The following is a 23,106-nucleotide window of genomic DNA, read 5'->3' on the forward strand; positions in this document are numbered from 1 at the left end:
GCGTCATTGAGTGTATTTGGTATTAGTAACCCATCCTTAAGAACACACCTAAAAAGTGTATTAAATCAACCGAGTGGCAAAGGCGAGTCTTTATTATCTTCACCTTTATTTGAACATACTTTTGGTTGGGAGCCTGCAAAAGTCAGTATATCTGAATTGAAAGGCACACTACTGTCTAAAGAAGTCATCACAGCACTCGATCATACAAATAATGGGCGCTATCGATTCAATGCAGAGTATTCGCCATTTACTCATCAATTGAAAAGTTGGCAAATGTTGTTAAATGATAATCCTCAATCTGTTGTCGTAACCAGTGGTACTGGTTCAGGTAAAACAGAATGTTTTATGGTACCAGTGATTGAAGATCTTTATCGGGAGATAAAGCAAACCAATGAGCCCCTTGTGGGCGTCCGAGCGCTATTTTTATATCCACTCAATGCATTAATCAACTCTCAAAAAGAGCGTTTGGATGCTTGGACTAAGCACTTTGGCAACAACATGCGTTTTTGTTTGTACAACGGTAATACAGAAAATTTGAAGGCTAAAGTTTCATCAGCTCAAAATTTAGTACCCAATCAGGTTTTGTCACGTGAATTAATGCGAGAAAAGCCAGCACCCATTTTAGTCACAAACGGCACCATGCTTGAATACATGATGGTGCGACAAGTTGATGCTCCTATCATTGCAGCATCAAAAAAACAAAAATCACTAAGATGGATTGTACTTGATGAAGCACATACTTATGTAGGGTCTCAAGCCGCTGAGTTGGCTTTGCAATTACGACGAGTATTAATAGCCTTTGGTGTTGAAGCAAAAGATGTTCGATTCGTGGCAACATCGGCTACGATCGCCGGTAAAGATACCGCTAATCAACTCAAAAAATACTTAGCTGACCTGGCTGGTGTTAACCAAGATCAAGTTACCGTGATTGGTGGCCAAAGGGTCATTCCACAAATACCCCGACTTGAAGAGAAACATACCAGTATTAAAGACTTAATGTCTATCCCAGCAGATGAAACGGTAAAAAAAGAAGATTTTAGTTTGGACGTTTCACGCACTAGGTTTGATGCTCTAGCCAGTTCATCAATTGCTAAAGCGATTCGAACTGTGTTTGTGAACTCATCAATACCTCAAACATTAGAAGACATAAATCAGAAAGTGTCTAATCTATTGGGTGATAAACCTTTTGATGAACAAACTTTATTGCTTTGGATAGATTTACTGACGGCGACCAAACCCGCGCCCAATAAAGAAGCATTTTTAAAAGTCAGAGCGCATTATTTTCAACGTATGTTCAGTGGATTATTTACCTGTATCGATCCTAGCTGTTCGAAAAAAGCAGATACAGAGCTTAAAACAAACTGGCCATATGGTTACGTTTATTCAAAAAGTAGAACTCATTGTGATTGTGACACTAAAGCCCCAGTGCTTGAGCTAGCTTTTTGTAATGAGTGCAATGAACCGCATCTATTGGGGGCAGATAAAAATGGAAAATTAAGTCAATGGCAGCAAGATGCTGGTGATGAATTTTCACTGACTGTAGAAAGTAACGATGATGATGATGATGAATCAAAAGAAACTAAAAAATCTTCTTCAAGTATTTCAAAAATTGTTTTGTCTAGTAAACAAGATAAAGCAGACAAAGATGATAAACGATATTTTTCACCAATCAAAATTGATATTAAAACTGGTGAAATTGCAAGTTTAGCCTCCAACAGCGTGCCTTATTTTTACAATGAAACAACGCAACCGATATGTTCGAATTGCAGCTATAAAGGGTTTAGTGGTCATTTACCCTATCGCCGGAGTATTCTCGGTGCGCCATTTTATGTAGCTAACGTAGTTCCAACCATTTTAGAATATTGCCCTGACCATGAAATGAAGCCTGGAGATCAAGAAGGTCCTCAATCTTTACCCGGAAGAGGTCGGAAATTAATTACCTTTACTGATAGTAGGCAAGGAACAGCCAGAATGGCTGTTCGGATGCAACAAGAAGCGGAACGTTCAAAGTTGCGTGGATTAGTTGTAGACATCCTAAAAAAAGCTCAACTTGAAGCACCTATCCAAGAAAAGCCAAATGCAGATGCCAAACCCGAAGATCTTTTTGCATTAGCAAAACAAATGGCCTCTATGGGACTTAAAGACAAAGCAAATGAACTAAATGAACTTGCTGCATCTTTATTGGCAGGTACTGCAAGTAAACTCAACCTGATTACATTGTCTTGGTCTCAAATGATAGACAGTTTGATTGCACATGGCAGTGTAAGCAAAGCAATGCTTCAATATAATAAATATGCAAATCCAGAAGTGTTTGATGGTTCTGCAGGACCAAGAAAGCTTGCCGAGCTGCTGCTTGTTCGTGAGTTTGCTCGTCGTCCTAAACGTCAAAACAGCTTAGAAACTCAAGGAATGGTTAAAGTTAGCTACCTTGGTCTCGATAAAATTACTAGTTTACCCAGTATCTGGCCAGGGTCGATTGAGGATTGGCGTGATTATTTAAAAACGTGCCTCGATTTTTATGTCCGAGAAAACAGTTATATAAATTTAAATGAAGACTGGAAAAGTTGGATTGGAAGTAATTTTGCAACAAAAACGTTAAGAAACCCTTTATCTAATGAAGATGATGAAAATAGAGTTAAGAAATGGCCACAAATTAAAGGTAATCAATTAAACAGACTAGCTAAGTTGCTAGTGTTGGCTTTTAATCTAGATATCGAAAAAAATATAGATAAAGATATTATTAATAATATATTGCGTGATGCATGGGATGCCCTAACAGAAGGGCTTCACCCCATATTAAGCTATGAAGGTAATCAGTTCTTTTTAGACCGCAGTAAAATGACTTTTTCATTCGTTGAAAAAGCTTTCATTTGTCCAATTACTAATAAACTTATAGATACAACGTTAAGGTCTATTACCCCGTATCTACCGAGGGATCTGAATAGTGGTAACTTTAGATGTGAAGAAGTCAATTTCCCAGCAGCTTGGAGCTTCTCGGCTAAACAAGAAGATTTTCAAATTGGCGTTAATAAAATTAGAAGATTAGTCGCTGACAATGTAGATGTGCAGTTATTACGTTCTCGAAACCTCTGGACAGATATTAACGATAGAACTATCGAAGGTGGCTTTTACTACCGCACTGCAGAACATTCGGCGCAGCAGTCATCTGAACGTCTAAAAAATTATGAAAAATTATTTGAGCAGGGCAAAGTTAATGTGCTGAATTGTTCGACCACCATGGAAATGGGTGTCGATATCGCCGGTATTTCAGCCGTTGTTATGAACAACGTGCCACCGCACCCAGCTAACTATTTACAGCGAGCAGGTCGAGCAGGGCGAAGCAAAGAGTCCCGAGCTTTAGCTTTTACATTGTGTAAATCTAACCCACACGATACTCAAGTATTCAACAATCCGGCTTGGCCATTCACAACATTAATATCGGCGCCGATTGTCTCACTTAACTCGGCGCGATTAACACAACGTCATGTTAATGCATTTTTACTGGGTATTTTTTTAACACAAGAAGTAGGTCATACCGAAAAAGAGAAAACATCACTCAATTTAAGCTGGTTTTACGAAAGTGAAACCTTGAGTATTTGTGATCGATTTAAAGCCAATATAGCAGCCCAAATAGATTCATTTGAGAAAGATATTTCACGACTAACTAAGGGGACAGTTTTAGAAGGTCGATCAATCCAGTCATTAGTCGATGTAACGGTTAATAGCATTGAAGAGCTTCAAACTGCTTGGTTAAAAGAACTTCATAGTGTTGAAAAAGAACTCAGCACCACTCAAAAGGATGGCCCTTATGCATTTAGACTAGGCATGGAATTACAACGTCATCGTCGCGAGTACTTGTTACGTGAGCTAGCAGCAAAAGCATTTTTACCCGGTTATGGATTCCCTACAGATATTGTCAATCTGGATAATTCCAATATTGAAGATTTCATACGTGAGCAAAAAGGACGTAGCAAAAATAATGCTGAACGAGAAGACAATATCTCTCGTTTGCGTGGCTTACCGTCACGCAATCTAGCAATTGCCATACGTGAGTATGCACCAGGTGCTGAAATGGTCATCGATGGCCGTGTATTCCGTTCTGCTGGCGTATCGCTTAACTGGCAAAATATTGCTGTTGCAGACGCTAAAGATGCCCAAAAATTTGATTTAGCATGGCGCTGCGTTAGCTGCGGGCAAACAGGTTATACAACAGAAATTCAAACGTCTGACAGTAACCTGTGTTGTTCTCATTGTGGCCATTCAATAAAAGTTGAAGACAAATTAAAAGTGCTTCAGCCCACAGGTTTTGTCACCGATTTCTATGCATCGCCAACAAACAATATTACCACTCAACACTATATCCCTGTTCAACCAGCTTGGGTCAGTGTTAATAGTCCAATTCACCCGTTACCTAATCCTAAACTGGGTTTTATGCGCTACGGTACAGACGGAAGTGTATTTAACTACAGCGCAGGCGAACACGGTAAAGGCTATGCAATGTGTCTGAGTTGTGGACGCGCAGAATCCCTTACCGCACAGGGTGAATTCCCCACAACATTAACACCTGAAAAGCCACATAAACCAATCCGCGGATCTAAAAAAGATAAAAATGATGGCCGTCACCACGACTGCGAAGGGTCTTCACATATTCACAAAGATATTTATCTCGGTAGTCAAACTAAAACCGATGTACTGGAAATAGTACTTTGCCACCCAAAAACCGGTGAATATCTAAACGACACCGGACCAAATACAGAAAATAGATCAATCGCATTAACCCTTGCAGTTGCCACGCGTAACGCACTCGCAGCAAGTTTAGGCATATTGAATAATGAAATGGGTTATACAATAAAACCTACGTTAATCAATACACAGCCGGTATTAGCAATACAACTTTATGACACGATAAGTGGAGGAGCAGGCTTTGCCTCTAGTGGGTCTACCATGATTGCCGCTATCCTATCAAAGGCCTATGACACGCTTCACTGTAAAGATCAATGCGACAGCCTATGTGCCGCTTGTTTACTTGATGCCGACACGCGTCACGATGTCGATAATCTAAATCGCTTAATGGCTCTGGATTGGCTAACAAAAGATTTCAGTCTAAGTTTAGCTATACCTGAGTCAATGCAGCTGCTTACCCAATCACAACATGCAAGCCAAAGTGCATTTGAAGAAATACACATAGCGTTGAATAAGCAGGCTACGGCTATATCTTTGTTTTTATCAAACGATCCAAATGAATGGGATTTAGCGGCAAGTACATTTAGACGAAAGCTAAAGCAGTATGATAATTTCAATGATGAGCTTTCATTAAATATCGTAATACCTTCTGACGTACAGTTAGCATCATTCGAGCAAGTCATAATTGACGACTTACTTCAACTTCATGCCAAAGGCGTTAAGCTTTATCAAGGTAACCCAAGTGTTTCAGCTGTAAACGGCGACAGCGGCCATATATTGGCGCAAGTTCATAACAGTGATGGAGTATTTACCATCGCCAGTAATAACCTCACTGTGGCAAACCCAGATCAAAATTGGTTACAGCATAGAGATAACTCATATTTAATTAAATCAAACCTACATCGAGATGTGTCTATAGTGTCTATTGATACCTCTGTGTGGCAAAAAACCGCAAAGGTAACCCAAATTGCGGTAGAGCTAACTAAAGAATGTAATGGTCTGTTAACTGAATTTGGCCAACATTTTTGGCAAGCCTTAAAAGATAACAACGAAGTGCTTAAACAGGCTTTAGACTCGCAACACATTGAAACCATTCAATACAGTGATCGCTACCTTCAAAATCCTTGGTCACTGCTAATGTTGGGGGAATTACTTAAACCATTTGCTACCGTGTCACCAAGAGTCGACATTTTTACTTTATATAACAGAAAAGATTCTATTGGCTCCAAGGTCGAACATGATTGGGACGACCAGCAAGAAATGCGTGAGATGTTTGAACACTGGTTTAAATTGGGGTTAAAAATGCCTATCAATTTAGATGTTGCGACTTATAGAGGCAACATACAACATCGTCGAGAACTGGTTCTAACATTTGCCTCAGGATTAAGCTTCTCAATACGCTTTGATCAAGGCTTAGGTTACTGGAAACATGATCTCAAGTATCACAATGCAAAATTTGAATTTTATGATGTCCAAGATCAATTAATCCAATTAACTAAAATCTATGACACTGTTAGTGTCAAAAACAGTTTTGATTGGTCAACCGATATTTACGTTAACCAGATAACGCAATAAACCTAAACTGATTAATTTACTAGCACACACATCATCTTGGCGATAAAACACTTATCGCCAAGGGTAAAACTGACTAGCATAGGCTCTATAGCCAAGTAAGCAGCACATCAACAATAAGAGTACACCATGATCACAGGTCAACTAAAAAGCAAAATCGACAAGCTATGGGAAGAATTTTGGACCGGCGGCATTACCAATCCGTTAACGGTTATCGAGCAAATTACCTTTTTAATGTATGCCCGCATGCTCGACATGAACGAACAAGTTGACGAAAAACGAAGTGCACGAACTGGCCAAGCGTTTAACCGTCGTTTTAATGATGCGCAGCAACACCTGCGTTGGCAAAATATTCGTCATTTAGGTGCCGAGCAGCTATACAAAACAGTTAAAGATGAACTCTTCCCGTATTTTGGTTCAAGCTCTGCAGCATCAGTAAAAGAGGGCAACGAAGGCTCGTTATTTTCTGAGTTTATGAAAGATGCCCAGTTAATGATCCAAAAACAAAGCTTGTTGGTAAAAGCGGTTGAAATGGTTAATGACTTGCCACTTGATAACAGCGATACCAAAGGTGATTTATACGAGTATTTACTAAGTAAACTCACCACCGCGGGTATTAACGGCCAGTTTAGAACACCGCGCCATATCATCCGCGCCATGGTCGAAATGCTAGACCCAAGCACAACCAGCCGTATTTGCGACCCAGCGAGCGGTACCGGCGGCTTTTTATCAATTTCTTACGAATACCTACTCGAAAAATACACCTCAAAAGACTGTATAGAACGTGAACCATTATTTGATGAAGACGGTAAACCGCTTCTAGACAATCAAGGCCAGCAGCTTGAAAATATACTATTTTCTGGTGATTTAATCGATCAACAAGCACGCCAACACATAGACACCGACATGTTTCACGGCTTTGATTTTGATGCCACCATGCTTCGGGTTGCCGCAATGAACCTAGTGATGCACGGCATTAAACAACCCGACGTGCATTATCAAGACACCCTAAGCCAACGCTTTAGTGAAAACTTCCCACAGGATTCAAAAGAAAGCTTCGATATCATTCTTGCTAACCCGCCATTTAAAGGCAGTTTAGATGAAGAAGACGTTTGCCCTGAGCTGCTGCGAAAAGTCAAAACTAAAAAGACAGAACTGCTGTTTGTTGCCTTAATCGAGCGCATGTTAAAAATTGGCGGTCAATCGGCCACCATCGTGCCAGACGGTGTGTTATTTGGCTCATCCAATGCCCACCAGCAGTTGCGTCAATTATTAATCGAAAGCAACCAACTTGAAGCGGTCATTTCATTACCTAGTGGGGTATTTAAACCTTACGCTGGTGTGTCTACTGCTATCCTTATTTTCACCAAAGGCGGCAGCACCGATCATGTATGGTTTTATGATGTCCAAGCCGATGGTTTTTCGCTAGATGACAAGCGAACGCCAATCAAAGACAACGACTTACCAAGCCTAGTGAGTGAGTTTAAAGCCCGTGATAAAGCCATTGCTCAAACCGCTGAAAATGACAAAACTCAAAAGGCATTTTGGGTCAGTAAAGACGATATCGTAACGAACAAATATGACTTGTCGATCAATCGCTACAAAGAAGTGGTGCACACTGCCGAAGTCTATGACGACCCAAAAGTCATCCTAACCAAGCTTAAAGCCCTAGAAAACGATATTCTAAAAGACTTAAATGAGCTGGAGGCAATGCTGTGAGTTGGGGATATGAAAAATTAAGCATTATTGCACCTTCAAAGCCATTAAAGCATCCTGTCATATCAAATTCTGAAAAAGTGTGGATGCTTAATTTGGATATGGTTGAGGCTAATAGTGGTCAAGTCATAGGTAAACAAAAGTCACCACTATCTACAGCGGGTTCATCGACTCATTGGTTTGATACATCACATGTTTTATATTCTAAATTACGACCATATTTAAACAAAGTGGTAATGCCTGATGAGGAGGGGCTTGCTACAACAGAACTTGTTCCTTTAAAACCCGATAGTAAAAGGCTAGATCGTGCATATTTAACCTATTACTTACGTTCTAAGACATTTGTCGATTGGATCAGTGAGCAAGTAGCGGGCGCCAAAATGCCACGAGTGTCAATGAATGTGTTTTGGAACCACGAAATTCCAATTCCTTTCCCTGACGATCCGGCTAAAAGTTTAGCCGAGCAAAAACGCATTGCCTCTATTTTAGATAAAGCCGATGCCATCCGTCGCAAACGCAAGCAAGCCATCCAACTCGCCGACGACTTCCTCCGCAGTGTCTTCCTAGACATGTTCGGCGATCCTTTGGTCAATTCCAAGAAATGGCAAGTTCAAAATTTAGGTGAACTGACAACAAAAATAACTGATGGCAAACACGGTGATTGTGAAGATGAGATTGGTTCGGGGTATTACTTCATAAGTGCTAAGGATGTTAATCATGGAAGAATTAACTATGAAAATACTCGTCAGATAAATAAAAAGGAATTTGATGAGGTCCATAGGAGAACTGATCTACAGGCTGGCGATTTGGTTATGGTTAACACTGGAGCAACTATAGGTCGAGTTGCGATAGTAATGAATGATGAAAAAACGTCTAAGACAACTTTTCAAAAAAGTGTCGCGATTATCAAACCTAAAGGTGATCTTTTAAATTCGAACTTTCTTAAATATATATTTTTGTTACGAGTAAAAGACTTTGCTTCTGTTGGTTCAGGCTCAGCAATTAAAAATCTACTACTTTCCAAGATGAGAGAGTTTCCAATAATTGTTCCCCCAATGGAATTACAATGCAAGTTTGACCGAATAGTTTCTCACATTGAAAGTTCAAGTATCAGAGATGCTGCTGATAGTGAATTGAACGATGAGCTATTTAATTCTCTAAGTCAAAAAGCTTTCGCTGGCGAACTATAGCTATTACTTTAAAACAAGAATAACAAGGACGTTAAGATGTCAGAAAAAAAAGAGCTTGAAGAAACAAAACTTAAACGCATCACCATTAAAACCGAAAACGGGAGTAAATGGTTTGATGAGCCTGAAAAGTTGCTCGCTTGGGTTCAACAACAACGTCAGCTTTATACTTTTGATAGAAATATTGCTCAACGCTATCAAATGCAACACCTGTTTAGTGTATTCGATCAGAGTTGGAGTAATTTACAGCAGCAAATCACCGCTGGATTACAACGATTTCAGCATGAGCCATTTAATTATAACGCCCGTGTAGAGCAATTTAGCCAGTCATTTACCAATTACTTAAATACCAAGGGGCTTTACACTGAAGAAGCGCCATTTAACGGATTTATTCAACGACAAAAGAATAAAAGCACAGAGTATGGTTTAGCCGCTATTGCTGTCGCGTTTGATATTAATGTTTCCCAAATTGACCGAAACATGTATCAAGGCCTGCAAGAAGCGGATGCTTACTTTGCCGGGAGTGAAGACAGGATTGACGACGAGACAGAGTCGCTAGAACAATTAAAGCATCGTTGGGATGATGAGTTCACTAATAATAGAGATAATTGGGTTACTGAATATCAAATCAAAATTGACGAAGCTACTCGCCAGATCTTAACTGTTGATGGTTTGATCACTGATTGGCAAGATCAAACTGAGACACAAACCGCTGATTTAGATACCCATAAAAATGAGTTTAAAACAAAGTTCGATGATGAACTTGCAAAGGCTAAGACAGATTTAGAAAACCTCACAAAAACCTATGACGATAAGCTCGCCTTGCATGCTGCTGTGAGGTATTGGGGCATTCAACAAAAAAGTAACCGTAATAAAGCAATCGGCTTTGGCATTGTAATGTTATTGATGATTATCGCGGTTGTTACAACGCTAATATACTTTGTTGATAATCACTTAAACACAACGATTAAAGATGTCGCACTTAATAAACTGATAACCGTTGCTGTTATCACTACATTTGGTATTTGGATAATTAAAGTTGCCGCCAATATCTTTATGTCTCACCTCCATCTCACTACCGATGCCCAAGAACGCAGAACCATGATCCATACTTACCTTGCTCTCACTCGGAAAGGCCAAGGGCCTAAAGAAGAAGACCGTCAGCTTATACTGCAAACCTTATTCAGACCAAGCACAACCGACATGGTGAAAAACGATCAAGGCCCTACACAGTTAGTCGATATGATTAACAGACTGTCTACCAAGTCAAATTAGAAGAGTACTGAAATGAGAATCACCAAGTTATCACTCACCAACTTTCGCTCTTTTAAAGAAACACAGACGATTGAATTTGCGCCAGTCACCTTACTTTTTGGACCTAACAGTGTCGGGAAAAGTACAGTATTATTAGCATTATTTTACTTACAACAAATAGTCGATAAAGGAGAATGCAATCCGCAAAAAATTGATGCTTTGGGCGGAAAGTTTGTTGACGGTTTTGAGAACATGGTTAATGGGCGAGATCTCAGTAAGCGGATTAAATTTAAAATTGAATATGATATGGGCACTAGTATAGGTTCTGATTATAGCGGCAGCAATGAGTTACTTTACGATATTGCAGGCGTTGAGCTAGATCTTCTTATAATGGATATGCCTTCAGGGGCTTATGATCAAAAAGTTGCTATTGAATTTGAAATTGCATGGTCGTTTACTCTAAAAACGGCATATATAGCAAGTTATTCAGTATGGTTTGATGGTGATTTTATCGGCGAAATCACCGCTGATGCAGGTTTAAAAAATCCTATTATTAGTAAGTTAAATTTTGGTCATGCTCTTCTTTGCGATTATTTTGATGCTAGGTCCGATTGGCTTTGGGAAATGTATCAAACTCAAGAATGTCTGTTGGCTACTGAAACGAAGGAAGAAATTGAACTCAATTTATCAGACGGTGAGGTTATTAATAACCAACAGTTCTCTGATGATGGTATTTACAGTAGGGTCCATTTTTTAATTCATCAACAATTCCCAATAGGAATTAAAGGGATGGCCGGTGCTCTACCTCGTTTAGGCAAAAAACTAGTCACAAGTTTAGATTTAGAATCCAAGCCGAATGAATATCTCATTAATACCGTTTTAAGCGAGTTATTTGTTTCTCCACTAGATAACTTGTTAAGTATTCTTAGCCAAAGCCTATGTATCGGCCCTCTAAGAATAGTACCTGATTCAAGCTTTAAACCAAACCCTTACCCTAAACAAGGTGACTGGTACAATGGGCAAGCTTGTTGGGATGAGCTGGCAATTACCGACATTAAACGCGATCACTCAGTTAATTCTTGGCTAGCAGATGATAAATTAAATTTAGGTTATAAATTAATTTATCAAATAGAGGAAGGAGAGAGACGCTTCATTACACCATCCTTTGATATTCAGCATTACAATGATTTATTGGCTGTTACTGATGCTATTGGTATTCAAATAGAACAACTCCATGATTCAGAGGACTCAGATCCTAAAAAATTGAGTTATGAAGATTTAGAGGCATCAAGGACTTCACAGGATCTACATTCTAAGTTTTATAAAGGAATGCTGCAATATAAAAAATCATCAGTGTCAATATGGGATGAACGTAATAATGTGAGTGTTTCACCTGCTGATATCGGTGTTGGTGTATCTCAGTTATTGCCGTTAATAGTAGCTAGTTATACTAGGAAAAAAGGCATTATTGCATGTGAGCAACCTGAGTTACATGTGCATCCCAGAGTACAAGTTGCAATTGGCGATCTGTTAACTCAGGTTTCTACTAATGCTACATACCTAATTGAAACTCACAGCGAACATTTAATATTAAGATTATTGAAAAGAGTCCGACAAACGGCTGAAGGTAATTTGCCAAAAGATTTAACAGCTGTGAAGCCAGAAGATATTAGTGTTATTTTCTTATCCAATTCAACAGCTGGGATAAAGGCTAAGCGAATTGATATTACAGAAGATGGCGACTTTGTTGAAGATTGGCCTGGTGGCTTCTTTGAAGAGCGTGATGAGGAGCTATTCTAATGTATCAAGAAGTCGCTTTTGATCCACGTTGTATGGCTGAGTACCATTATTATGGTTTATTAAAACATAGTTTTGGTTTTGAAGCCGGTCGCTATGTTATTGCGCCAGTCAGAGATTGGGCGAGGGAAGCGTTTCAAGCTGCTAAAGCATCCGAAAACCTGTTACCAGTACGAAAGAAATCGATCACGAATTTTTTAAATAACCTCCAACGAAGTAAGGATCAACCATATTTTATATTGCCACTAGATCGAAGCTCAATCTTGGCAGATGATTGGAGTGTCTGGTGCACTCGTCAAACAGAGATATTACCTTTCAACTCGATTGTATCGGAGCTATTCGCTGGAGCAATCAAATACGATGACCTTATAGACGGACATGATAGTTGGTTAATGCCACCATCGAGATTAGTTAATAAAGTAGCTAAAGATATTTCAGCATCTTTATCAACCTTAATCAGGTTTGGAGGAAATGTTTTTATTGTAGATCAATATTTTAGACTCGCAAACAACCCTGTTTTAAAGTCAATATTCACGTTAAGTCAAGACTCTCACGCTATAAGTAGCATTACTTTGGTGACGAGTATCAATACTGGCAATCCTCAGAAAGTATTTCAGCAAGAATTTATTGATATGTACGATCAAATTCCAAATTTCTCACTTATTATCGCACCAGAACGTTATTTTCACGATCGTTATGTGATAACTGATAAAGGCGCAATTAAATCCGGGCATGGTTTTTCTGAGGGAGTAGAACAAGGAGTTCAGGCGGATAAGCTTAGTTTGAGCCTATGCAGTGTTGTTGAGGCCACTATTACAAAACAATGGGTTGAAAAGGCTATAGCCGAAAATAAAGCTGAGTGTATTGTTCTGTTTAAGCAATGTTGATTGTAAGTAAAATTACAAATAGGAAATATAATGAGCAACTTTTGGCGTTTATCCACAAATGAAATTGAAATAAATAATATTTTAAATGGTAAAGAGCTTTCTGTACCTGAAGACATGCTTCCAAAACTTCGTAATGGGCATTGTATCGTTTTAGCTGACTGGAACGAAAATGACTTATTAGGCCATACCCTTGCTTTTTGTATTGTAAAGTCAGTTGTTATCGGTACTGACAAATTTGAAGTTGATTGGCTTCCATTCGATGTATACCTTCGTCCGAATCCATCTGGAAGACGATTTTGGAAAGATCGGTCTTTTTTTAAATTTGCACCAGAAGTAGTCAAACGTTACATGATAAAAGACTTATTTGCAGAATGCTTTTCTGAGTTAGGACAAACAGAATTTGGAAAAGTTGTAGGATCAACTACTAATATTAGAACGTCAACAGCGACACTTGGAAGTAATCCTATAAAAGGTTTTGTTTATGTTATTGAGTCTGAATATGGTTTCAAAATCGGTAAAACAATCAATATTAAAAATCGGACTAAATTATTTTCTGTAAAACTGCCTTTTGAAATAAAGCTTATACATTATGCAGAATTTGATGATTACTCTTCGGCAGAAAGAGAGATGCACTTACATTTCTCAAACAAGAGACTGGAGGGGGAATGGTTCGACTTAGATAAGGATGATATTGACTATATAAAGACCTTAGGCGTTATCCAGCCATTATTTGGTCTATAAAAAGGCGATAAGGGTTAATATTAATCCACTTTTTTAGTGGGGATTTTTCGAGAGCTGTAATTCAGATATGTTTAGACAAAATTTATGCGTTACAGATTCATGTCATTAATGGCGATAGTAAAGCGATGGCAACGAAGAAGGACCAACTGTCGCGTAAAGGCATGATAACTGATTTTGAATCAAAGGAAGGATTTAACATTATCATCATGTCTCCAGTTGCTGCTGGCGTAGGATTGACCGTTGTTGGCGCAAATCATGTAGTGCATCTAGAGCGCCATTGGAACCCGGCAAAAGAAGCTCAAGCAACAGATCGAGTCTATCGAATTGGTCAGGAAAAACCTGTTTTTGTTCATTTACCCTGCCTTTTACATCCAGAGTATGATTTGTTTGATGTGAATTTAGATAAGTTGTTAGCTAAAAAAACCATGCTTAGTGATGCAGTGGTAACGCCAGAAGCTGTTAGTGAACATGAACTTATGTCTTTAATGGGTTTGTAGGGAATATTTAAACATGTCACAGGGAAGCTGCTATTCATCGATTCTTATATCTAAATTTGATTCGTTGTTGTGATTCTTGTAACGGGAACGATAAAAAAGTATGAAATTATTACTATCCGCAACCAATGCACTCAACAAATGGCTTAAAGCCGACTTGTCTCGCTTGCCTGAGAAAGATGGCCAGAGAGTCGGGGTTCATACCTTAGCGTCAGACGAGCAAGCATTTAGCTGGCAACTGAACATAATCGATAATGCCTATAAATCACGCCACAAAACCATTATTGCCTGTGAAGCCAACAGCCGTTTTACTGTATTTATACCCGCTGATACAAAACTAACGCTGGATGAATTAGCAGCACGCTTGCAAATGGAGTGGCAATATTCATTAGCAGAAACCTTGCAGCAGCTCCGTGCCATCCCAAGTAGTGATATTGCTATGCTATTAAGTGAGCTATCTGAACTGAACATGGATACTCATTGGGTTAAAAATACCGATTTAAGCATTAGCGGCCATATTAGTGATGCCGCACTTTGGGTTAGCCAAACGTTGGCGGAGCAGGAGCTTAATGAGCTGCCTTCCGATTTGTGCACCGATTTATCGATTCATCTCAATACTCAAAAGAAGCACGCAAAAGATCAAAAACAAAAATTTATGCCAATAGTAAAGATGATGGATTACTGCCAAGATATTTTAATGGAACCGCAACCACTACCAGCAAAGCCAGATTTAGCATCTGCTACTAATACGGCTGAAAATAGTACTCTTGCTGGCGACAAGATAGTGCAATTGAGTGATTACAGAAAGTAATAATAATTACCAATTATTAAGATTGATTACCTAGTTTAATTAGCGTGATTAAACGTATTTATCGCAAGCAATTGAAATATAATCATTTAAATGGCTTATAGCTGTTGGCGTGATTGTGGTGCAGTTCTGGCATTAGTCGTCATACATTTATTGAAAAGGTATGAGCAATGTCCAAGCTGTTGTTACTGTTAGCCCTGTTAATTGTGATTTTGATCATCAACGCCATCGCCTTGCTAGTATACCTTGTCAAAGGCGACACCTATGAAGTGCCAGTTAGCAAAAACATTGCTAGCCAAGATACTAAGCTTAAACAGCAAAAACAGTTAAAGGATTAATATGACTAGCTTAGGAATCGTATTAAACAAAGGTAACAAGCCGAATTCCATTAAATGGATATGCTGTGTATTCAGCAGTATTTTTTATGATTATTTAACTTTTCTATCAAAAAAAATTGAGTTCAGCAAAGCTTCATGCTTGAATACAAGCCACTGAAACAAGGATGTTTTTATGCCACTAGATCTCTCTAATACATTAGTCGTTGGTATTTCAGCCACGGCCTTATTCGATATGGCTGAATCTGACCAAATTTTCAGAAAAACCTTTGAATCAGATCCTGATACTGCCATAGAAAAATACCGCGAGTTTATGCTGGCACACGAAGATGAGCCGCTAAAACCTGGGACCGGTTACCCTCTGATCAAAGCTTTACTTGGCCTTAATCAATATCAGCAGGGCAATAGCCCTCTTGTTGAAGTTGTGGTGATGTCACAAAACAGCCCAGATACCGGTCTTCGGGTGCTTAATACTATTCGCCACGACAAGCTCAACATTACCCGTTCAGCCTTTACCGCGGGCGAAACCGTAGCCGATTATCTCGATGCCTTTGATGTGGACCTGTTTCTCACCACCAATGTTAAAGATGCTCAGCAGGTGATTGATTCCAAGAACTGCGCCGCGGCAATATTAAAAGCGCCGCCAACGGATGCACCGGAAATACCCGAGGGTCAAGTCCGCATCGCCTTCGATGGTGATGCCGTATTGTTTTCCGATGAAAGTGAATTAGTTTACAAAACCCAAGGCATGGAAGCCTTTCATGCTCAAGAAGACGCAAAACAAAATATCCCAATGGCAGAGGGGCCTTACGCCAGTTTATTGCATAAGTTGTCTCGCTTGCAGGATAGATTACCCATTCGCGTTGAATACTCACCGATCCGCATTGCATTAGTCACTGCTCGTAATAGCCCTTCGGAGATGCGAGTAATTAAAACCTTAAGGCATTGGGGCGTGTATGTTGATGAGGCTTTTTTCTTAGGAGGAGTAGAGAAGACTAAAGTGTTAAAAGCCTTTCGGCCTCACATCTTCTTCGATGATCAGGACGTGCACCTTGATGCTGCTGCTAATTTAGTTCCTTCCGGAAAAGTCCCTTATCTTAGTGATTCAGCATTGTCTGAAAAGTTAGCAAGTGATCTCATGTCAAAACACAGGGAGTAATTAATAATGGTTATGCCACTTGGCAGTGTGAGAACTGCGGTTGGAAATTGAAAGCGCTGTGCAGTTAGCACAATGCTGTTTTAAGGGCTCTAGCAATGGTCTAAATACGATTGTCTACATACCAAAGCTAGATTGTAAATATTCGGACAACCTAACAAGGAACACGTATGACGGCTAAGGATTCGATGGCCTCAGCAGATTTAGATGTATTGCTGAAACAGGCATCAGATATATTGGCGAGAAAGCAGGTACAGGATAAACCTGTTATCGCCGTTTGGGGAATGATGAATGCAGGTAAAAGCTATTTGCTGAACATGCTCACTCACCACTATAACGCAGAGTATTTTCCAACTAATGATGTCCGAGAGACCGCCGAACTAAGGCAGTTTGAGGGAGAGTCTTATATTTTCCTCGATACGCCAGGTTTGGATGCTCATGACGCTGATGATCAAGTTGCGATGGATGGCGCCGCAAAAGCAGACGTGGTGTTATTTGTGCACCAGCCTAAAGGAGAACTCGAGAAAATTGAACTCGATTTTCTTAAGCAGTTGAAAGAATCATTTGGCGTTTATGCTGAGAAAAATATCGTCCTTGTCATCAGTAAAGCTGATGCAGAAAGCTTAGAGAAGATTGAACAGATTGAGCAAAAAGTGCTTGAGCAATGTCATCTTCATTTGGGTTTTGCACCTGAAAGTTTTCTCATTTCTGGAACTCGTTTTCACAAGGGGATTCAACAGCATAAGGATGGCTTAGTGAAAGCCAGTCATTTACAAGAATTGAAGCAGCATATTGAAACTTTGGGGATTGATGTACGGGCTGTTCGTGAAGAAAGAATACGCCATGCACAGAATACATTGTTATTGGAAATCTCGGCTGCTGAAGAAGCGCTCAATGATGAAAAACTGCAATTAGAAGATGATTTGTATTGGAATTTTGCCCGCTTTAACGACGCCATGCTCTCGTTAGATCTCAGCATGACTTTGAAAAAAACCGAATACCTGAATGAAAGATTACGGGGAGAGTAAAATATGGCGTTACCTTGGTTGATTGGTGCGGCAGTAGTTGCACTTGGAGCGGCTGCGGTCTCTGCTTTCAGTGATGATAGTGACTCTGGGAGTGGCGGAAATGGTGACGAAGAGCGTCGTCGTAGAGAACGGGCAGAGCAGGAACGCAAGGCGCGTGCCCACAAAGAAAAACTGGAGAGCATGAAAGAGGCGTTTGTCCAAGAAGGCATGCAGAGAGCAAATGAGCTGCAACAAAGTTTAGATGGTCAAATAAAAGTGATCTTGCTTGGCGATAAACCATTTAAAGCTATTTTGGATAATGATGAAGAGTTTCACAATCCGGTTAGTCCAACATACGTGGAGGTTTATGACCTTCAGTTTTTACCTCAAGAAACACAGGACTACTTAGTTAAATTGGAGTCTTTGTATGATGTGGAACTTGAACCGGAAGAGGAATTAATGAACGTTCCAGTCAGACTAAAAGAAATAGACCACAAGCTTGCTCAATTAAAAGCGTTGCGCGAAAAGCTTTAAGTACTTTTAAATGGATTAAAAGGATAGATAAAGGATGTCAGACCTTATTTTACGTGAACAGTTGTTGACGTCATTTCAGACGTTGAAAAGTGATTTTATGGCATCATTAGTCGATGCCAAAAAGCTGGATAGCGAGTTTCAAAAAGCTCAAAAAACTTTTGCGGTGCGTATGGAATCGCATATCAGACAAGCAAAGAAACGTTTACCAGAGGAAAATCCGCTCAGTCGTCAAATTGATGGCATTTTGTCTGCTATCAGTGATACAGACAAAGCGTGGCAGGCTAATTTGGCTTCATATGATAAAGGGTTGAGTTTTCGTCAGGACTTCCAGGATTCTCTGTTGGTATTTGTATTTGGTAAGGTCAAATCAGGTAAGAGCTCGTTGGGTAACTATATAGCATGGGGTCATACAGATCCTTCGGAAAATTTAAAAGCTAGTGTCCCAGTATCATTGCTGCCTGAGTATTTTACTGCTGCCAATACCAACGTTGTAAACGGTGATGCTGATGATGAAGCGAAGCGTCGTAGAGAGTTTCGCGTGGGAGCGACGGAAGCGACCAGCTCTATTCAAGGTTTTCGTCTTCCTGGTTTAACTTGGGTGGATTCACCAGGGTTGCATTCCGTAACTGATAGTAACGGTAAATTAGCGCAAGAGTATGTGTCTCATGCAGATTTAATTCTCTATACCATGAGTTCAGGCTCACCAGGTCGTGCCAGCGATTTAAAAGAAATCAGAGAGCTCAAAAGCAAGGGAAAGGAAACGCTTATTCTGCTTACCGGAAGTGATGTCAATGAAGAGGATTGGGACGATGAACTGGGAGAGCCTGTTTCCCGAGTTCAAATGAAGTCGAAAGAAACGCGGCAGCAGCAGCGAGAGTACATCGCCAAAGAATTAGAAGGCATTGACAGTAACGATATTCTTTCTAACTCCGCCCGTTACGCTCAAGAGCACTTAACCGATCCTAAGGAGATGCAAAACAGCGGCATGGTTGAACTATTTAGCCGATTGCACAGCATTTCTCAAAACCAAGGCGTGCAGATAAAGCGCGCCGTTCCAATGACGAATTTCAGTAATTTCTTAGACAAGTGCCGAAAGGAATTACTGCCCTATACAAAATTGACAAATGAACTAGATGCACAGATTGCGCATTTGGAGAGCTCTGTGCCAAAGGTTATGGCGAGATACACTCGAGAGGCGCAGAAAGAGATGTATGCAATCATCGATGATACATTTAACACGTTAGAGAATTATCGTGATGATGATGAGCAGATGAATAAAGAGTTGAGAAGCGCACGTCGAAGTTGGGATGCTAAGCTTCAGCAAATCATAGGCCACGCTTTAGAAAGTGGATTAGCGGAGATCTCCAACGAGTTGAAACATGCTGCGGATAAAACTTGGTATTCAGCGTCACTGGAATTGCCGAATTTCTCAATAGAAAAAGTCACTGAGCAGATCTCTGCAGGCTATCAGGCTGGCACAAAAAAGCGTAATAGCGGCTGGGGTGGATTGGGCGGCTTAGTTGCTGGCGGAGTCGCGGGCTTTATGCTAGGTGGTCCAGCGGGCGCAGCTTTGGGGGCTTCATTGGCAAGTGGTGCTGGTAGTATGGCTGGTAGCGCATTTGGTAGTGATGCCAAATTAAAGACGAAAACGATAGAGTTAAATGTCGGCGATAATCTAGAGTCACTGAAAAAAGAGATAAGCGATAACTATGCGAGAGTTGTAAAGACTGTGATCGAGGATGAATCTAAAAAAGTGCTTACAAATACATTGGCTGAAATGAGGACGGTGACACGACTGGTTGCCACCGAACTACGCGAAGTGAATGAGCGGGTCGAAGCGCTGAAGGCCCTATCGCTGCAAAAAATCATAAAAAATGGAGTTTAAGATGAAGGCGAGTGCTGAACTTTATAGAGCCTATGCTGAAACGAAAAAGTTAATTGTTGAATATCCTGATATGCAGGCAGCATTTAGGGATGTTGAAACATTATTTGAAGATAAAAAGGCCTCACCTGAACTAAGTGTCATGGTATACGGCATTTACAATGCCGGTAAAAGCACCCTGATAAATGCATTGGTTGGTTCAGACGTTGCTCCTACAGGGGATGTGCCTTTAACGGCAGATGTTAAGGCTTATCAATGGAATAACTTTAGTATCCTAGACACCCCTGGTGTTGATGCGCCATTAGCGCATGAACAGGTGACACAAGCACAAATGATGCTTGCAGACGCAGTAATATTTGTTGTCAATCCATCTGGAGCCGCGGAAGAAGAGAAAACTCTTGGTCAGCTTATTGACTTAATTTATAAGAGGAAAAAGGTATTTTTGGTATTCAATGAAAAAAGCCCGCTTTCTCAAGAGGATTTTATTCGTTTAAAAAATGATACCCGCGCAAGGCTTCAGTCTCTTGCTGTTGCTCAAGGTCTTAGTGAGATTTTGACCGATATCCCGATATTGCGTATTAATGCAGCTAGTGCCTTAAAAGGGAAGTTAGCGAAGCAGCAAGGCTTGGTAGAGCATAGTGGTATCATTGAGCTTGAGAGCTCACTTAACAGTTTTTTTTCTTCTATCAGTCCAGAAGATGTCAACAGTCGTTTGGCTCATTCTCTGCAAGTATTTTTGAACCAATTTATTCAACAATTAACAAATGCTGACAGTAATGAACTACTCAGTCACTATAAAGAATTGTGTCGTAAGTTGATCGCCAATCAAGGTCAGTGCCGGGATAATATTTACCGCGAAATTGCTAGCAATCGAAAGCATATTACAGTTAAAAGTAAAGCTGCCATGCATCAACACCCCGAAGGCTGTCTTGCAGTGCTTGAGCTAGTCTTTGAAGATTCGGGTAAAGCGGTTGTCGCCGTTATGGATGACGAGTTGCAGTACTTGATGAATCAATTCAACGATGATGTGGAAACAATGTCGGCGGTCTTAAATGCCCAGCATGAGGGACCGAGTATTAATGACGTTCCACATTTCTCTGCTTCAGAATCTAAAGATCCTAATAATCAAAGAGGGATAAATAAAGAGGTTTTGGGAAATGCGGCGAGCTCTGTCGTAAAAATGGCGAAGCCAGAGCATATTGTTAGTGGATTAAAGCTGGTTAAAGACTGGGCACCTTCATTAATGAAAGGAATCGGGCCAAAAACCATGGAGAAATGGGCTGGTCAAGTTATCGGCAAATGGATCCCCTACGTAGGGACGGGGATTACTGTTATTTCTTCTATTTACGATTTATTTTCAGAAGACCCCTCTGATAAAGAAATGCGTGAACATGCAGCAAAAGTTCAGCTAGAACGTGAGCGATTTGAGCAGCAGGTTGAAGATACAGCTAAAGATCTTGGGGAACAGTTTGAGCGTGCTATGAATCAAATTTTGCGTCAGGAACTGGAGCCTGTCCTTCAACAAATGCTGGCAAAAGTAGAGTCAGCGCAAACTAGTGCTAACGAGCAAGAAAAAGCAACTAGTGTTGCTTTAATGAGAGCTCAGACTTTGCTAACAACCATATAGCAATGATTAGTCTGACCGTACCTAAGCCGTTCCCATGTAATGCTTGTGGACTTTGCTGCCGCAGAGTGAATGAGAGCGTGGAAACGGCTTTTCTTGATCGTAGCGATGGTGTTTGTCGTCATTTCGATGAGCAAACACACCTTTGTACTATTTATGACGAGCGTCCATTGGTATGCCGCGTAGAAGATTATTATCAAGCGAATTTATCTTCATTAGTTTCCTGGAGCGTCTTTGTCGATCTTAATGTTGAAATTTGCAATGAATTGCAACGCTTAGCAAAACTGAATAGTGAGTAAACTTTAACATGCCATTTCCACCTAAACCATACAAACTTATTTGCCCGCAATGCCAGTGGAGTTCAGTTAGGGCGCCCAAAAACGATGTATTATTACCCAATGATGTACGAACAGAGTGCCCGGAATGTGGTTGTGAAGAGTTAAAAAGAGTGCAACCTTCAATGTTTGAGAAACTAAGCGCAAAACTGTTGAATAAATTTTAAATCCGAATTCAACTTCGAAGGATGATATTCGCCAAATTAAGGGGCTATTGTTTAAATACAACAACTGTATGCTTAAACTTCAAACATTTCTTAGGTCGGTAGTTATCCTGTTATGTGCAAACAAGATGATGCCATCGCTTACCACAAAGTTGTTACGTTTTTTTATGAGCTTGCAAAAGCAACTGATCACGTACTAGAAAAAATTTTACAGCGAGATTTTAATGGATTTATGTTCCAAGGAGTAGCAGTTTAAAAGAGTTATCAATATTTGATGACGATATGAATCAAAGTGCTTAATCGAGCTGTTAACAATCCTTAGTGAATATAATAAGGACTCTTGTGCCTTTTTGGGTAGTGGTCTAGTTTCAGCTTGTCAAAAATCGCTTGTGCCAACATGTTTGGCACCGATTTGGCACAAGCTGCCTTTTTTAAGCTTTTGAATGTAATTTTGCACCTTGAAAAATTCGGCAGAGGACTTTAATTCTTAAAAAACGAATGGGTTTTAAATAATATTTTAAGGGAGAGTTGGCACAGATTTTTGGAGTTTGTCACTGAGGAATGTAAAGTATTTTAGATTGTAAAATATGGAAGACTTGATATTTCATAAGATTACAGCAAGAAATGGTACACCCGAGTGGACTCGAACCACCGACCCCTACCATGTCAAGGTAGTGCTCTAACCAACTGAGCTACGGGTGCACTGTTTGAATTTCAAAATTTAGACTCTTTGAAGAGAGTGGTACACCCGAGTGGACTCGAACCACCGACCCCTACCATGTCAAGGTAGTGCTCTAACCAACTGAGCTACGGGTGCATTGCAAAATTTAACAAGCTATTCAAAAGCGTTGCGCCTTGGAACGAGCGCTATATTAGGGGCATAGCGCAGGGCTGGCAAGCAAAAAAAACAAATTTGTCGTCAAATGGTGA

The 23,106-nt window shown here is 40.1% G+C and carries 16 protein-coding genes, 2 tRNA genes and 1 pseudogene; 16 read left to right on the top strand and 3 right to left on the bottom strand.

Annotation, left to right across the window (positions count from 1 at the left end; all coding sequences use genetic code 11):
* The first annotated feature begins 6 nt into the window (after positions 1 to 6).
* From L5M29_RS02885 to L5M29_RS02960, 16 genes are all read left to right on the top strand, one after another.
* Entirely contained in the window at positions 7 to 6,258 is a 6,252-nt protein-coding gene (locus tag L5M29_RS02885; protein WP_263166130.1) for a DEAD/DEAH box helicase, read from the top strand.
* 126 nt (positions 6,259 to 6,384) lie between these two features.
* A complete protein-coding gene (locus L5M29_RS02890) occupies positions 6,385 to 7,974 on the top strand; it encodes a class I SAM-dependent DNA methyltransferase (protein WP_226058611.1) in 1,590 nt (529 codons plus the stop codon).
* Positions 7,971 to 9,161 (top strand): restriction endonuclease subunit S, encoded by a 1,191-nt coding sequence (locus L5M29_RS02895; protein WP_263166134.1) that lies wholly within the window; start codon positions 7,971 to 7,973, stop codon positions 9,159 to 9,161. Before L5M29_RS02890 ends, L5M29_RS02895 begins: the two co-directional genes overlap by 4 nt.
* A 36-nt stretch (positions 9,162 to 9,197) precedes the next feature.
* Positions 9,198 to 10,433, top strand: a complete 1,236-nt coding sequence (locus L5M29_RS02900; RefSeq protein ID WP_263166137.1) for a DUF6161 domain-containing protein — start codon at positions 9,198 to 9,200, stop codon at positions 10,431 to 10,433.
* A 12-nt stretch (positions 10,434 to 10,445) separates the two neighbouring features.
* On the top strand, positions 10,446 to 12,212 hold the full coding sequence (locus L5M29_RS02905; protein ID WP_263166139.1) for an AAA family ATPase: 1,767 nt from the start codon (positions 10,446 to 10,448) through the stop codon (positions 12,210 to 12,212).
* Positions 12,212 to 13,096: a hypothetical protein gene (locus tag L5M29_RS02910; protein ID WP_263166142.1), complete on the top strand. Its 885-nt coding sequence runs from the start codon at positions 12,212 to 12,214 to the stop codon at positions 13,094 to 13,096. Before L5M29_RS02905 ends, L5M29_RS02910 begins: the two co-directional genes overlap by 1 nt.
* A gap of 30 nt (positions 13,097 to 13,126) precedes the next feature.
* Entirely contained in the window at positions 13,127 to 13,837 is a 711-nt protein-coding gene (locus tag L5M29_RS02915) for a GIY-YIG nuclease family protein (protein WP_263166144.1), read from the top strand.
* A 125-nt stretch (positions 13,838 to 13,962) separates the two neighbouring features.
* Complete coding sequence (locus L5M29_RS02920; RefSeq protein WP_411569028.1) at positions 13,963 to 14,334, top strand: helicase-related protein; 372 nt, start codon at positions 13,963 to 13,965, stop codon at positions 14,332 to 14,334.
* 100 nt (positions 14,335 to 14,434) lie between these two features.
* On the top strand, positions 14,435 to 15,142 hold the full coding sequence (locus L5M29_RS02925) for a DUF6933 domain-containing protein (RefSeq protein ID WP_263166147.1): 708 nt from the start codon (positions 14,435 to 14,437) through the stop codon (positions 15,140 to 15,142).
* A 167-nt stretch (positions 15,143 to 15,309) separates the two neighbouring features.
* A complete protein-coding gene (locus L5M29_RS02930; RefSeq protein ID WP_263166149.1) occupies positions 15,310 to 15,477 on the top strand; it encodes a hypothetical protein in 168 nt (55 codons plus the stop codon).
* A gap of 172 nt (positions 15,478 to 15,649) precedes the next feature.
* A complete protein-coding gene (locus tag L5M29_RS02935; protein ID WP_263166151.1) occupies positions 15,650 to 16,633 on the top strand; it encodes a 5'-nucleotidase in 984 nt (327 codons plus the stop codon).
* Positions 16,634 to 16,800: 167 nt separating this feature from the next.
* Entirely contained in the window at positions 16,801 to 17,658 is an 858-nt protein-coding gene (locus L5M29_RS02940; RefSeq protein ID WP_263166152.1) for a GTPase, read from the top strand.
* Positions 17,659 to 17,661: 3 nt separating this feature from the next.
* Complete coding sequence (locus L5M29_RS02945; RefSeq protein WP_263166155.1) at positions 17,662 to 18,171, top strand: hypothetical protein; 510 nt, start codon at positions 17,662 to 17,664, stop codon at positions 18,169 to 18,171.
* A 34-nt stretch (positions 18,172 to 18,205) separates the two neighbouring features.
* Complete coding sequence (locus L5M29_RS02950; protein ID WP_263166156.1) at positions 18,206 to 20,056, top strand: dynamin family protein; 1,851 nt, start codon at positions 18,206 to 18,208, stop codon at positions 20,054 to 20,056.
* A 1-nt stretch (position 20,057) separates the two neighbouring features.
* A complete protein-coding gene (locus tag L5M29_RS02955; protein ID WP_263166158.1) occupies positions 20,058 to 21,680 on the top strand; it encodes a GTPase in 1,623 nt (540 codons plus the stop codon).
* Positions 21,681 to 21,682: 2 nt separating this feature from the next.
* On the top strand, positions 21,683 to 21,976 hold the full coding sequence (locus L5M29_RS02960; protein ID WP_263166159.1) for a YkgJ family cysteine cluster protein: 294 nt from the start codon (positions 21,683 to 21,685) through the stop codon (positions 21,974 to 21,976).
* A gap of 247 nt (positions 21,977 to 22,223) precedes the next feature.
* On the opposite strand, the pseudogene L5M29_RS02965 reads toward L5M29_RS02960, so the two are convergent.
* From L5M29_RS02965 to L5M29_RS02975, 3 genes and pseudogenes are all read right to left on the bottom strand, one after another.
* Positions 22,224 to 22,321 (bottom strand): annotated as a pseudogene (locus tag L5M29_RS02965) (IS30 family transposase); the annotation flags it as partial.
* 480 nt (positions 22,322 to 22,801) lie between these two features.
* A tRNA-Val gene (locus L5M29_RS02970) sits at positions 22,802 to 22,878 on the bottom strand.
* 38 nt (positions 22,879 to 22,916) lie between these two features.
* Positions 22,917 to 22,993, bottom strand: a tRNA-Val gene (locus L5M29_RS02975).
* Positions 22,994 to 23,106: the final 113 nt, after the last annotated feature.

Source organism: Shewanella sp. SM95 (assembly GCF_025653595.1).
Classification (GTDB): Bacteria; Pseudomonadota; Gammaproteobacteria; order Enterobacterales; family Shewanellaceae; genus Shewanella; species Shewanella oncorhynchi.